Source organism: Sphingobacterium corticibacter (genome assembly GCF_003076635.1).
Classification (GTDB): Bacteria; Bacteroidota; Bacteroidia; order Sphingobacteriales; family Sphingobacteriaceae; genus Sphingobacterium; species Sphingobacterium corticibacter.
The window spans coordinates 1,032,408-1,045,800 of record NZ_QDKG01000001.1; the positions used below are offsets into that span (position 1 = coordinate 1,032,408).

Here is a 13,393-nt window from a genome sequence, read left to right on the forward strand (position 1 = left end):
TTGTTTTTTAGCGTTCGATGACCTCTATATCCTTGTTTTCCACGACTGCAAATTTTTCGATATTAAAGCCCTGCGGATTGTTGTCGGAACGAACGGAGTTGACGAGATAGCAGGAAGTAATCAGGTTGCGCCTGGTTACGTTGCTTGACCGGATAATAAACTGTTTGGCGTAGGTGCGCACTGCATACGGGTAGTTGTCGAAATTGCACACGACACTATCCACCTCAATGCGTTGCTGCACGTTCCCCGAAATGATACGGCTGTAATAGCCCTTTTCCGACAAGTCTTTGTAGTAATCAAAAGCACTTTTATCGGCGAGGTTAAATGCCCTGCTCATATTGCTTTCGATAGCGTTCTTGTCGGGGGCAAGCGTAAAGAACAGTTCGTGAAATCTCCTTACGTGTTCCCTTGCTTCAACCGGGCGGTTGATGCTTGCATCCTGCGACAAGGCAAGCATCAGGGATTTACCGTTATCCAGTACATAGATTTTTTGGCGTTGTTCTTCTGCAAAGCGGTAGGAACGCCATACGGCGTAACCTACCACGCTGATGCAGAGAACCGCAAACAAAATGGCATATAATCTTATCTGCCTAAAGCTGTTTTCGATATTTCTTAGCGTTTTAAATTCCATTTTTTAGAATGATTAATGATTATTTATTCATCAGTTTACCGCCGATGTTTCCAACTGTTGAACCTGCGCCTGCTCCGGCGATATTTCCGGCTTTCATTGCTGTGGAGTTTACATTGCGGGTAAAGTTTCCTGCGCCTCCTGCTTGGATTACCCAACCTGTTACCGTAGGGATAGTGAAGTACCCGATGATGCCGATAATCATAAAGATGATGTAAACGGTATTGCTCGTATCAGGTATATAGGTCGGGTCGGCAAGCATTGCGATATCCCGTTCTAAAATGAGGGATTGTATTCTTGCCAACATTGAGCTGAACAAATCCGAAACGGGAAGCCACAGGTAAACACTGACGTACCTCGTGAGCCATTGCGTAAGCGTGGACTGAAAGCCGTCCCATACGGAAATTGCAAAGGCAATTGGTCCGAGTATGGAGAGGACTATCAGGAAGAACGTTCGTATGGTATCAATGACCAAAGCCGCCGCCTGAAAGAGTATTTCCAACAGATTGCGAAACCAATCCTTTATGGCTTTCTCTATCTTGTAGGCTTGCCTGTCCATATACATACCCGCCATTGTTCCAATGTCGGAGGGCGACCATCCCAGTTCGTCCAGTTTTTTATCAAACTCTTCGTCTGATACCATATAGGCGGTTTCGGGGTTCCTTACCATTGCCTCGTATTCCAACTGGTCTTTCTGCTGTTGCAGCTTGTTCAGGTCAAGCACCTGGTCTTCGAGTATTTGGTGGGTTCCTACTACCACAGGGCTTAGTACCGCATTGATGGTTCCCAAAACAATGGTTGGAAAGAACATTATACAAAGCCCCAAAGCGAACGGGCGCAGCAAAGGGAACATATCAATAGGTTCGGCACGGCTTAAAGCCTGCCAAACCTTTAATGCCACATAGAACAATGCTCCCAATCCTGCCAAACCCTTAGCTACTGCCGCCATATCGCCTGCAAGCGGCATCATATCATCATAAAGCGACCGCAGGAGTTCGTGAAGATTATCCCATTCCATAGTTTACCAGTATTTTTGGTTAGCAGTTCCGTAGAGTTCAAGCACTCTTTGGGCATCGTTTTTCTTTTTCGCTCTTAGGTAGCTTACAGAAATGTTTTTATTGGTATAGTAGCGTACAAGGCTGTGGTAATCCTTTACCTCTTTGTACACACGGTCAATCACATCCATACGCTCTTTGTCATTGAGAGAAAGGCTTGAAGAGGTTATAATCTGCTTCAATTCTTTCAGCAGTTCGGTACTTTCATTGAGCAATGCCGAATAACCATTACCGATAGCGACCAATTCCTGCGGTGTGAAATTTGGGTCGTTCATCATCTTGCCAAAATTCTGCACGTACATTTCGGACACATCGCCTACCAACAATACCGTTTGTTGCACCTTGCGGGCATCTTTCACAAGGTTGTTGATAGCTTTCAGCTTATCGTAATATTCCTTGCCCTGGTCGTACACTTTCTTCACTTCGTTGAAGTTTTTTATCACATTGCTCACGGTCGAAGAAGTCTGTATGATTTCGTTCGCAGAGTTGATAATCCCTGAAGCCAAATTTGCGGGGTCGGTTACAACCCACTGGGCTTTTGCTGACGGTGCTACGGCGAGCATCAGTGCCGTACACACCAGATACAATACTTTTTTCATTGTTTCTGAATTTTTAAATTGTTAATGACTATTGATTTGAATTGTCCCGCCTTTGCATTGCTATATGCTTAATGGCGAGTTCTACATTGCCGTCCAGTTCAGCAGCAAGCTGCATCACTTCCATTTTTTCGGTTTCTTCGGTCGTATAGGCGAGGTATTCCTCCAAACTAACTTCGGTGGCATAGACTGCCGAGTGCGTACCACCTAAGCCAATCCAAACCTCTTTGTAAAGTCGGCTTGCATCGTTGTTCATATTGATGGAAAGTACCTGCCCTTTCTCTTTGTCCGTAAGCCCCAACATTGCCTGTATATCATCAAACTTGTTCATATACTTGCGTTGGTCAAGCAGGATTTTACAGTCGGAGTTGTTGATGATACTTTCTTTCACAATGGGCGACTGGATGATGTCATCGACCTCTTGCGTTACTACAATCGCCTCCCCGAAGAATTTGCGGACGGTCTTAAATAAATACTTGATGTATTCTGCCATTCCCTCTTTGGCAATGGCTTTCCACGCTTCTTCAATCAGGATGAGTTTGCGAATACCTTTCAGTCGGCGCATCTTGTTGATGAACACCTCCATAATAATGATGGTCACAATGGGAAAGAGGATTTTGTGGTCTTTAATCGCATCAATTTCAAACACGATAAAGCGTTTGGAAAGCAGGTCTAACTGCTTGTCGGAGTTCAGCAGGTAATCGTATTCTCCACCCTTATAATAGGGTTCGAGTACGTTCAAGAAGTTGGCAATGTCAAAGTCTTTTTCCCTAACCTGCTTTTCCTCCAATACCTTGCGGTAGTCGCCTTTTACATACTCATAAAAACCATTGAATGACGGGTAAACATCTTGCTGTTTGATACGTTCGATATAACCGCTTACAGCATTGGAAAGGGCAACTTCTTCAGAACGGGTTGGCGGTTCATCATCCCGTTTCCATAAGGTCAGTATCAAAGTCTTGACACTTTCCCGCTTTTCAATGTCGAACACGCCGTCATCGGTATAGAATGGGTTAAAAGCAATCGGGTTATCTTCCGTATAGGTGAAGTAAACACCGTCTTCGCCTTTGGTCTTTCCTTTGATGAGTTCGCATAAGCCCTGATAAGAGTTACCTGTATCTACGAGCAGTACGTGTGCGCCCTGTTCGTAATACTGCCGTACCATATGGTTTGTGAAAAATGATTTACCCGAACCTGACGGACCAAGTATGAACTTGTTCCGGTTCGTGATGATACCACGCTTCATCGGCAGGTCAGAAATATCCAAATGGATAGGTTTTCCCGTAAGCCTGTCAGCCATCTTGATACCGAACGGCGAGGGCGAATTGTGGTAGTTGGTTTCTTCCGTAAAGAAGCACAGTGCAGGTTCGATAAAAGTGTAAAAACTTTCCTCACTGGGGAAGTCGCCCGCATTGCCCGGCATTCCTGCCCAATACAATGTGGCTACGTCCGTCGTGTTGTGCCGGGGCTTACACTCCATCAGTGCCAACGCACTACCGCAATCGTTCTTTAACTGTTTCAGTTCCGCAGGGTCTTCCGACCACGCCATAATGTTGAAGTGCGCACGGATTGAGGACAGCCCGAAGCTGTGGGCTTCGTTCAGGTACTTTTCTATCCACTCTTTGTTGATTTGGTTGGCACGGCTGTACCTTGCCAGTGAGTGCATATTCCTTGCGGACTTCTCAAACTTTTGCAGGTTGTCTTCGCTGTTATCCAAGAAAATGTACTGGTTGTAGATGTGGTTGCAGCTTAACAGCAAGCCCACAGGTGCGGCGAATGATAGACGGCAGTCGCTACGGTCGGTTGATAGCTTTTCAAAACGGGTATCTGCCGATACCGTTCCGGGCAGGTCGTCCGTGTCTGAAAGGGTATGCAGGCTTAACCTTTTGTTACCTATGCGCACTTCTTCGTTTCCAAGTGCGATGTCCTGCATTGGTGTTCCGGCTCCCCTCGATAACGTTAGGTACTGTTCCAGTAATCCCTGTGTATCTTCCGTTCCGATGATTTCATCTTCGGTCAGGCGTTTCAGGGTTACAAAACCGCTATCGTTCACGATACGCTCAAACTGGGCGACCGCCTCCATAAAGCGGTGTATCGTTTCCTTGTTCCTGATTTCCTTTGGTATCAGCGTACCTTTACAAAGCGAACTAAAGTTGCTTTGCATCTGCATTCTTTCCTTAGTAGTCTTCGTCAGGAACAGGTAGCAATAATGGTTCAGGAACGGTCGCTCGTTGAAATGGCGTTGGTAAGACTTCGATAAAAAACTCTGGTCTTCTATTGCCAAATCGGGCGCATAGCTTTCCTTGATGTACCAATCCTGTTTGTGAATGACCGTAAAATCAGGCAGGGTTTTAATCGCCTTGTGCCAGGCGGAGTGTATGGCTTCGTATTCCGCAGAAGCGACCGTGAACAGTTCCGGCAAACGCACTTCAAAGCAGGCGGTAATGTCCGCATCTTTGGATAAGATGCAGTTGTTCTCTACTGCCAGCAATGGAAATTTGTTTTCCAGTGTGGTGGTCTTTGCTACATTTCTCATACGGCATTCTGTTTAGGTGTGAATTTTAAATAGCGGTGTACAGGCTTGCGGCAGATGATGTAGCGGGGATGCCTTTTGTTGGCTGCAATTTTCATCAGCCCGTGTTCGCCGTACTTCCTGTTCAGCGAAAAGGTCTGCCATACGATGAGCGAAGCACCGCCTGCTCCGAGGAACAGGCAGATGTAAGAGTTTACGCCTGCCATATACAGTATCATCACGAGGATAAGTGTACCGAGCAGCCCGCCTGCGAAAATGAACAGGTACTGTGCTTTCAGCCCTTTAAATTCCACCGTTCTGCCGATGCCTTTGTTGATGTTGTAATTCATAAGGCAAAGGATTAAAGGAAGAATGAGCGCAGGATGGTAGCCGCAACAATCAAGAAGATACACGCACCGAACCAAGAAGCTGCGGTCTTGCTCGTGTCAGGGTCGCCGGAACTGAATTTGTTGTACACCTTAACGCCCCCGATTAACCCGACTACCGCACCGATGGCGTAGATTAATTGCGTTGCGGGGTCGAAATAACTTGTTACCATTTGCGTAGCTTCGTTGATACCCGCCGAGCCGTTTCCCTGTGCGAACGCACCAATTCCTGACAGCATTGCCACGGCTGCCAGCAAAACTTTTTTTCTCTGTTTTTCCATAATTGAAACACATTATTTGTTGTTATTATCCCACACCTTGTGGGCTTTCAGGACAAAAGTGTTTCAGAAAATGAGGTGGTCTAACAAATTGGCAGTCAGAGGAATTGTTTGGCGTTGAGTGGCAGTATTAGGAGGCGTTTTTATAACTTAGCCACATATTTATTTTTAATAAGCTAACACTATGATTGATTTTGAAATAGCCGAAATTGAGGCTGCTAATCAATTTGCCCGATTGCTAAATCCAAGGGTAGATTTTACAACACCATATACATTCTATTATGATGAAACCAATAATATCAAAACATTCTATGTAAGAGAAAACGATTTCAATTATACTTTTACGGCAAACTTCGTTTTGGGAGGACTTTTACATCAAGGAGCAGTACCCGATGTACAGCCATTGATAGATAGTTTTAAATTGCAGAAAACAGTCAAGGAAGTGAAATTCAAACATATCGCATTTGGAGATTTTCTTGATTGTCTAAAATCCCAGAAGTTGAACCTCTTCTTTCGCTTTCTAAAGGATAGCGATCTTTACGTCCATTATTCTAGTTTAAATATTCTTTACTGGTCTGTAGTTGATATCGTAGACTCTGCTATAATGAATTCTGACGCGGCTATGCAATTGGGGCATGGATTTGACAATCGACTGAAGAATGACTTGTACAAACTCTGTCGTTTTGAAATAGATGCCGTTATTCAGCTTTTTTATGGTTTCGAATATCCTAATGTTAAACCTGAGAATATTGGTAATTTCATAGAAGCACTGAGCAATCTTTTTGAGCCATATCTTCCGATACCAGAATTTCATTTTGGGTTGGAATCTTTACGGCAGATATTGAAAGAGTCTAAAAAGAAAGGTGAATTAGCTTTTGTTATGAATGAAAAAAATTATATTCTGCTAGCAGATCTAACACATTTTTACCTTAGACCTATTTATACTTTCAAAAATTCAACTCATATATTTGATAATGAAGATTCCATCCAAGAAGATTTGAATGGCTACAGAATGCTAGATAAAGGAGTGGAGTTTAAAAACTATTGGTTTGTCGATTCTCAGGATAGCCAATTGACACAACTATCGGATATTTTCGTCGGTTTCATGGGTAAATATACCAATTACAGGAATACTCACAGTATGGATGAGATTAAAGCAGATATCGATTCTTTCTCAGCGCTACAATTAGAAAACATGAAGCTATTTATTGATATTATTAATAAATCAGACCAGAAAAATCCTGCCTTTCTACACGCAACAGATAGTTATGAAGAGGTAATGAAATTTGGGGAACTATGCGAAATTATTGCAGGAAAATAACCTTAATTAGTATTATATAAGCAGAAGATAATAAATGAATAAAGCCGAAGAATTACCTTCGGCTTTATAGAAATAAAAATCAAAGTTCTAAAATCGAAAGAATTTGGAGATTTTCTGCCAAATAGTAGATTTTTGACTTTCTTGAATAACTGGTTCTTCTTTTGGAATCTCCGGCATTTCAAAATACTCCGTCTTACGTTCTAAGTCATTTTCTCTACCTAGACGGATTTCCTTTTCTGTCCAATGACCAGCAAACTCAATCTTGTTGTTCCTTATCCAATAATGAGACTGACATTCAAAATTCCAATTGCCTATAGACGGATGAAGCGTAATTGATTTGCCATTAAATGTCAACCTCCAATCTGTCGGAGACAATGGAGTCACTACTTCATTACCACAGCCACATACACATTTATGTATTGCAGTGCAGTATTCGATTGAGACGTATAAAATGCCCTCCTCAACCTTTTCAGGAATGAATTCAACGAACTTATGCTGTAACGACATCTTCATTAAAAATTTTAGATGTACTAATAGCATATGAGCTATGATGCTCATTTTCCAAATCAACATAAATTCCAGATAGCTTCTTCCATCTCAGGATAGCAAAAATTGCATTCAATGCATTCAATTCCGCAATCTGAATATTAGTAGCATATTCGTTATTATCGGAGTCTTCTGAAAAAATCCGAAGAGGTAAATGGTCATTCTTGTCACGGGTGGCAGAAGTAACTCTTACAGCACCCGTAAGCTTGTCATCAACGACATTCACACCTAAACCTACATCAGAGAACGGAATACCGATACTAGCCAAGTAATCTGTTATCATTTTCCTAGCTGCATTTTTATCAACACATACAAATATATAATCCATTTTATCTAATTCTAATAGATTCTCTTTTTTCACATAGTAGTCATGGATATAAATGTGCTTGTGCATGTTAGAATACAACTTTTGATAATATGCAGCCTTTCTCGAATTTTCATTAAGGTCACTCATTGATGCAGCACCTGGCGAACGGAATGCATTATGTTGGTCAAAGCTATCCCCATCAAAAAGATGGATTTCCTTCACCGGTGTTTTAGCAACCATATCTAAAATATATGCTCCAGTTCCTCCTAAACCAACAATTGCAATTTTCTGTCCTTCTAATTTTGCATTAATTACTTCGATGTTAGCTCGACTCGAATTGGTATCAATGTACTGGAATACTGTTTCATTAGCACTGTCTGCTATCACCTTAAAAGTCTTTTCCGTTACTGAAGAATCCAGATATTTAGCCGGTGCCGAAATGATGTCTGCATACCTCTTGACCTTTTCATAGTAGTTCGGATATCCGGCAGGAGGCTTATTTGAAAAAGATCTGTTTACCGTAATCTGATGGTTCAGTACAGAATTAGAATTACTATGTTGAATGGCAGTGATAATTGTACCGTCAGAACCACAGGGATTATCCCCGATAAAATGTATAACATGACTATCAGGAGTTGCTGTCTTGTTATTATTACTTAACGTGAGTGTACTTACTAACACTCCGTATAGTATCTGCCTGTTTTGATCGACATAGGGTATATGGTGGATAAGTAAATATCCACCACGTACCTCGATCTCATAACCTTCGTCTCTTAGACGCTTAAGGTCTGGACTATGATTTATCAGTTGCTGTGACATCGAAGATCATTTTATTTTTGACACGAACAACTGAACCTTTAACCATAGTGCCTTCTGGTTTAGGTTCCCAGCCTCTGCTATAAGTAACCGTATAACCCTTGTTTGGGTTATTATCGTATGATCCGAAAGCCAACACAACCAACTGCTCAAAAGAGATGTTTGCTTCTTTCCAAATATGTGGACGAGCATTGACAATAATGGTAAACTCAGTAGGTTTAAGTTTAGAGAAAAACTTCTCCTTACCCGGACGAGCTAAATCAACTACTTCATCATCTAATATTTGATCGTCTTGCCAACCTTCCTTGATGTCAAGGAAGATATCATCTTCAGCAGATATGTTGCCCAGTTCTCTGATTTGAACACCTCTTATGTATTGCTTATACCAAGTAAAGGGTTTGTTATTAATGAAGAACTGAAGCTTTTTCTTTACGAAGAAATACTCGGTTTCAGGTCGAGCCAAGTTAACTTGTTTCTCATTTTCAATAAGCTCATCATCATAAGGTTTGCTAATTGATAGAAATAACTCAGTATCTAAAGGTATACCAGCAATCTGTTTTAATTCTGCCCCTGTTTTGTATTGGTCAAAAGTTTCATACTCTTTGCCTTCTATTATAAATTTTAGGGGTACTTTCTGGTTTTGGGAATGTGGATTCCCTTGATGATCATCTAACTTCATCGTAAATTGATTTTTGTTATTAAATAATAAAAAATTGCTTATTGCCTATCTTTTCAGCAATAAATAGGGGTTGCCCTATAACGATAATTAAATTTGATGCAACTGAAATTTTTATATAATTAATACCAAGCCCGACAACCTGAATTGTACTGATTGAGGGTTAAAATCACGAAAAGCTTGTTTATTTCAAATAAAGGAGGTAGTTTTGAAGTGCAAAAACATTACTACCAAGAGCCTTGCAAGGGCTTTTGTTTCCTTTACGGAATTAAGCCAGGTGATTTTCGCCTGGTTTTTTTATTTTCTTAATTGTTTCTTTTTCATTAGTACTTAGTGTCTTTAATTGATTTTGGATCATTTCCGGGCTTAACAGTATCACTATCTCGTATAGGTCCACCATTTGATCTGTGTATCCGAACTTCACCACCACCATTATTTGATGAAAACTGTTTTGCAAGTTGTTCAGCTTGCTTTTGAGTACTAACGATGGCTGAAGCCTTCTTACCACCCTCTTTTTGGACATTCCAATCAGACTGTCCTTTCTTTTGTGTTACATGATAATTTGCCATAATAGTTATTAAAAAATTCCTAATTAAACTCTTGGTACAATACGAGCAGCAGTTTTTATGTCAACTGCCTGAACTCCTAATGATTGGAGAATTTGTCTCATGTCATTAAAAACAGGTTCCTTTTCATTCGGATCAGATATTGTTAGAATTGCTGTAAAAGGGACTCCTTCTCTAGGTAAAACAGCCCCATCTCTCTCGAGATATTCTACATCTAAAGTCCAATCTGTTGTTGGACCTACTCCTTGAGGGAATATGTTCTCATAAACCTTCACAGGACTCCATTTAAATGCATGCTCAATCTGATCTTTTTCATTTTGACTCAAATCTTTTTCTTCAGGCGTGTAAATGGGCTTTAATCTACCTTTATATTTACCGTCTATTTGTTGCTGTCTTAATGCAGCATCAACGTTTATTCTAATAAATTCAGCTCCGTAGGTGTAATTAAAAGGTGGAGTGCTAACTATTGTTAGTTTTGCTCTACCTACACATTTGCCATTTTTAACAAGGCTAGAAGGCCAAGAGAACTTAAACCTCATTTTATGTCCTTTAATAATTCTATTTGCAAAAACTAAGGTTATAGCGTTGGGATTTCCATTTAGTATCTCCTCAGAGCCTTTTGGTATACCAAATCCAACCAAATGTTTGGATATGCTCTTTAATTTCTTATCTGTTAAATGTTCTGGTAATGAAGCATGGTGAATTCCAAGTGCTATGAGTGTCTCTCGGGATACTACTCCCTCAATAGAATGCTCGATGCTCGCTAAAGTCTTCGAAACATTAGGGGCTGCATAGCTGGTTCCACAACTATCAGTAATTTTTCCGAATGTATCAATCGACAACAATCCATGACCTAAAACCCCATCCACTGTACCAGAGCCACCTACGTGAGCTAAATCGGGTTTTAATCCTATTTTCATTCCTGGTCCGCGACAACTATAGTTGCTAAGAGCGTAAGGAACAATTCCCTCTATATGTGGAGGGTTTAAGGCTGAAACACTTATATTTCTTGAGCTTTCTGCCGGCTTCATAATAGTATCGTTTAAAGAAGATACAAGAACTTTTAGTGCTTCAACATGGTCAGATGGCCATTCTCTTCTTCTGTAATGAGGAGGTATGTTTCCTGCAGAAATAATAAAAATAACATCATTATCTTCTGCAATTTTATCCAATATTTGAGCTGCCCAACTATAACCTGTCGTTGAAGCATGCTCTTCGATATTCAAACTAAAATTGAAAATCCTAACCCCCGTTCTTGAAACTATATCTTGTACGCGGTCACTTAAAACTTCAAAAAAAGTTAATACATCTTTATAGTAATCTGTAAAATTTGTGCTTGGGAATAGATCTAAATCTATAATTCTACAACCATCTCTTTCTGGACATATTAAATCTCCGTTTAAGGTTTTTCCAAAAATTGTTAAACCCGAAATAAAAGTTCCATGACTTTCGTCTTTATGAGATGGACTTATATATTCTTCTCGTAATTCTATCCAATCAGATAATATATCAGAAACACCTCCATCCACCACACATATTTTAGGATAAGACATATCTGGATTAAATGATGGCATTACAACTCCATTATTCATTAATCCTTGACCAAAATCTGCTAGAGCCTGACTTATAGTTGGTGGAAGTTTTACACTCTTGACTAAAGGGTGTTTATCTAAGAAATTTAATAATTCTGAGTGACTGTCCTTATTAATAGATATCTTATTAGCTTTTGCTTGAGATTTATTTATAGAAACTGGTTGTAATTGAATTATTGGCGGAGCATCACTTATTTCAAATTTTATGATTATAGAAACAGAAGTGCTAGCGTTATCAATAGTCCTATTAACAACTAATCCTCTACCCAATTTCTCTAAACCTTCATAAAAACTTGCAAACAATTTTCTTTTAGGTAATGCTAGCAAGTCCCAGTCTTTTCTCACAGGGGGAACATCAAACAGTTCTACGACATATATTCCGCCAGTTTGTGGATTAGAAAACCACTCTAAAGCTTCCTTTAAAGAAAATTTTCGTTTATCATTAGCGCCATATGCTGATATTTCTCGAATAGAACCTACTTCGCTTCTTAATTTACCAGGATTGGGTTTCATTTTACCATTTACCTCTTTGTATGAAGTTTCTGCAGGTGCTTCACTAATTTTTTTATTTAACTCGTCAACTGAATTAGGTGATAATTCAATATAAATTTCGCCTAAATCACCAGCACCTACAACAGGAGCAATGTTTTTTACAAAAAGCCTGTCTGTAGGCCTATGACTTTTTGCTAAAGCAGCCTGTTGTAGGGTTACTTTCGCATAGCTTATAGATGTAAATTCATTAGAAAGTTGCACTGACCTAATTTCATCAAGCTGCTTTTGCAAGGTTATTTTATGTGCAACAAAATCAGAATCATGACCTGCAAAAAAATCGGTTGATGGTCCACCGCCATTATTTTTCTCTGCTTCAATGAAATCCCCAGAATTCAGGACTATTTGTACGGGACTATTTTCCATAATCTATATTTTTTCCGAATCTTTAAATTTAGACAATTGTTTGCTGAGTGATGAAGGTGTCATTCCGAATAAAGATGCTATATCCTTTTGTTTAAACAAATATGTTTTGTCATTTAACAACATTGCTATAAAGTCTTCATCGCTATGTAGCATAATATTTCTTTTAGCTACGTTAACCCTACCGGAATTAAGCAGAGCAAATTGTTTCATAACATCTACGATATTGCTTTCTTTTTCTAGCACAAAGGCTCTTTTTAGCCATTTAGAAAGCATTTCAGCATCGGCTCCTGAAGAACCATCTAAACACCATGCAAGAAACTTAATCTCACTTTCATTAAATTCTAAGGGTGTAATAAATTTTTTAAGTAACTGAATCATAACTTCAGGAGAAGGCTTAGGGATTTCGACCTGTATATCAAACCTTCTCCATATTGCTGGATCTAACAGGCTCTCGTGGTTAGTTACACCAATAGTGAAACCCTTTTCATGACGAGAATCAAGGCTTTGCAATAATGTATTAACGACTCTTTTTACCTCTCCGACCTCTTGCGGATCGTTGCGAAGCTTAGCAATCGCATCAAATTCATCAAGCAATAAGATGCATTTATATCTATTAGAAAATGTAAACAAGTTTCCGATATTTCGAGATGTTGTACCAAGATAAGAAGACATTAAGCCTTCTAATCTTGCAAGAACCACAGGTAATCCTATTTGCTTAGCAATCCATTTAGCCAAATGAGTTTTTCCTGTTCCTGGTGCTCCGTAAATCAAGCATGAACTTGCAGGTGTGGCATTGATTTCCATCAGTTGATCAAATTTGCTCCATTCATTAACAATTGATTGAATTGCAAGCTGAATATTTTCATCGAACACTGGAGCTGCCTCTGGAAGATTATCAGGAAAAAAAACCTCAGCTAAAGGTGTTGATGTTTCCTTATCTACAGGAATAGAAGTTTTTATTGTTAATTCTTCGCCCTTTAACACGACAAAAGATTTCTGAATCTTACTCGGCGCCATATTAAAGGATGATTCGGAAGTGCTTAGCATAGCCTCAAGCGATTTTGCCTCCTTGATAAAACCATCTTTTTCAAGACTTTCTTTCAGTCTCTTAATCTGATGCATAATAGCTTCGTTAGGTGTTGTTAGAGCTGATCGACTTAAAGCTTGTATTATATTGAAGTATTTTAGCATTTGCTTAG

Annotated in this window: 13 protein-coding genes; 1 reads left to right on the forward strand and 12 read right to left on the reverse strand. The window is 39.8% G+C overall.

The features are described 5' to 3' along the window. Window positions 1-7: 7 nt before the first annotated feature. From traK to DC487_RS04425, 6 genes are read right to left on the reverse strand one after another with little or no spacing between them, the layout of a single operon-like run. On the reverse strand, window positions 8-631 hold the full coding sequence (traK, locus tag DC487_RS04400; RefSeq protein ID WP_116774702.1) for a conjugative transposon protein TraK: 624 nt from the start codon (window positions 629-631) through the stop codon (window positions 8-10). Between the two features lie 19 nt (window positions 632-650). Further along, complete coding sequence (gene traJ, locus DC487_RS04405) at window positions 651-1,646, reverse strand: conjugative transposon protein TraJ (RefSeq protein ID WP_024566595.1); 996 nt, start codon at window positions 1,644-1,646, stop codon at window positions 651-653. A 3-nt stretch (window positions 1,647-1,649) separates the two neighbouring features. Continuing rightward, complete coding sequence (locus tag DC487_RS04410; protein ID WP_116774703.1) at window positions 1,650-2,282, reverse strand: DUF4141 domain-containing protein; 633 nt, start codon at window positions 2,280-2,282, stop codon at window positions 1,650-1,652. 28 nt (window positions 2,283-2,310) lie between these two features. After that, the gene (locus tag DC487_RS04415) at window positions 2,311-4,815 is read right to left on the reverse strand and encodes a TraG family conjugative transposon ATPase (protein WP_116774704.1); all 2,505 of its coding nucleotides are present in this window, start codon (window positions 4,813-4,815) and stop codon (window positions 2,311-2,313) included. Further along, window positions 4,812-5,141 carry a DUF4133 domain-containing protein gene (locus DC487_RS04420; protein WP_002978492.1) on the reverse strand — a complete coding sequence of 110 codons (330 nt, stop codon included), beginning with the start codon at window positions 5,139-5,141 and terminating at the stop codon, window positions 4,812-4,814. Before DC487_RS04420 ends, DC487_RS04415 begins: the two co-directional genes overlap by 4 nt. Window positions 5,142-5,152: 11 nt before the next feature. Then, on the reverse strand, window positions 5,153-5,458 hold the full coding sequence (locus tag DC487_RS04425; RefSeq protein ID WP_002979435.1) for a DUF4134 domain-containing protein: 306 nt from the start codon (window positions 5,456-5,458) through the stop codon (window positions 5,153-5,155). 181 nt (window positions 5,459-5,639) lie between these two features. Here DC487_RS04425 and DC487_RS04430 point away from each other — a divergent pair, with 181 nt between their 5' ends. Further along, window positions 5,640-6,776, forward strand: coding sequence for a DUF3800 domain-containing protein (locus tag DC487_RS04430; RefSeq protein WP_116774705.1), 1,137 nt, complete (start codon window positions 5,640-5,642; stop codon window positions 6,774-6,776). An 87-nt stretch (window positions 6,777-6,863) separates the two neighbouring features. Here DC487_RS04430 and DC487_RS04435 read toward each other — a convergent pair whose 3' ends face one another. The 6 genes from DC487_RS04435 to DC487_RS04460 all read right to left on the reverse strand — a co-directional run bounded on the left by DC487_RS04435 (window position 6,864) and on the right by DC487_RS04460 (window position 13,385). Beyond that, window positions 6,864-7,349, reverse strand: a complete 486-nt coding sequence (locus tag DC487_RS04435) for a DUF6527 family protein (protein WP_317046320.1) — start codon at window positions 7,347-7,349, stop codon at window positions 6,864-6,866. Beyond that, window positions 7,267-8,448, reverse strand: a complete 1,182-nt coding sequence (locus tag DC487_RS04440) for a ThiF family adenylyltransferase (protein ID WP_116774706.1) — start codon at window positions 8,446-8,448, stop codon at window positions 7,267-7,269. Before DC487_RS04440 ends, DC487_RS04435 begins: the two co-directional genes overlap by 83 nt. Beyond that, a complete protein-coding gene (locus DC487_RS04445; RefSeq protein ID WP_116774707.1) occupies window positions 8,423-9,124 on the reverse strand; it encodes a multiubiquitin domain-containing protein in 702 nt (233 codons plus the stop codon). The genes DC487_RS04440 and DC487_RS04445 overlap by 26 nt, the downstream gene beginning before the upstream one ends. Window positions 9,125-9,444: 320 nt before the next feature. Beyond that, complete coding sequence (locus DC487_RS04450) at window positions 9,445-9,690, reverse strand: DUF2188 domain-containing protein (protein WP_116774708.1); 246 nt, start codon at window positions 9,688-9,690, stop codon at window positions 9,445-9,447. Window positions 9,691-9,713: 23 nt separating this feature from the next. Next, complete coding sequence (locus DC487_RS04455) at window positions 9,714-12,194, reverse strand: S8 family peptidase (protein ID WP_116774709.1); 2,481 nt, start codon at window positions 12,192-12,194, stop codon at window positions 9,714-9,716. Window positions 12,195-12,197: 3 nt separating this feature from the next. After that, window positions 12,198-13,385, reverse strand: a complete 1,188-nt coding sequence (locus DC487_RS04460; RefSeq protein ID WP_116774710.1) for an AAA family ATPase — start codon at window positions 13,383-13,385, stop codon at window positions 12,198-12,200. Window positions 13,386-13,393 lie beyond the last annotated feature (8 nt).